Annotated in this window: 2 pseudogenes; both read left to right on the plus strand. The window is 67.8% G+C overall.

The features are described from left to right. Positions 1-273 (plus strand): annotated as a pseudogene (locus ACMUOY_RS20965) (MFS transporter); the annotation flags it as partial. Positions 274-319: 46 nt separating this feature from the next. After that, positions 320-522, plus strand: a pseudogene (locus tag ACMUOY_RS20970) (shikimate dehydrogenase); the annotation flags it as partial.

Raw genomic sequence — 522 nt, forward strand, 5'->3', positions numbered from 1 at the left:
TTCCCCAGCTTCTTCCCGGAGCTGTTCCCGACCCGGACCCGCGTCTCCTCGATGGCGATCTCGCAGAACATCGGCACCACCATCACCGCGCTGCTGCCGGCGCTCTTCGCCACCGTTGCCCCTCCGGGCTCGACCAACGTCCCGATGACGATCGGCGCCATCGCCTTCGCCATCACCTGCGTCGCCGCCTGCGCCGCCTGGTCCGCACGGGAAACCTACCGCGTCCACATGAACGACCTCGGCAACCCGCGGGCCGTCCCGGCGCCCAAGGCGCCATCACGGCGCCCCGCCCCCGATCCGAACCTGAGGAGCGCCTCCGATGATCACCGGCAAGACCAGACTGATCGCGCACATCGGCTACCCGACCGAGTCCTTCAAGGCGCCGATGATCTACAACCCGTATTTCGACCGGCACGGCATCGACGCGGTCGTCGTGCCGATGGGCGCGAAGCCCGGCGACTTCCCCGACTTCTTCCGCCTGCTGTTCCGCCTCTCGAACATCCACGGCGCCCTTATCACCAT

Source organism: Candidatus Skiveiella danica (assembly GCF_022705245.1).
In the GTDB taxonomy this organism is placed as follows: Bacteria; Pseudomonadota; Gammaproteobacteria; order Burkholderiales; family Burkholderiaceae_C; genus Skiveiella; species Skiveiella danica.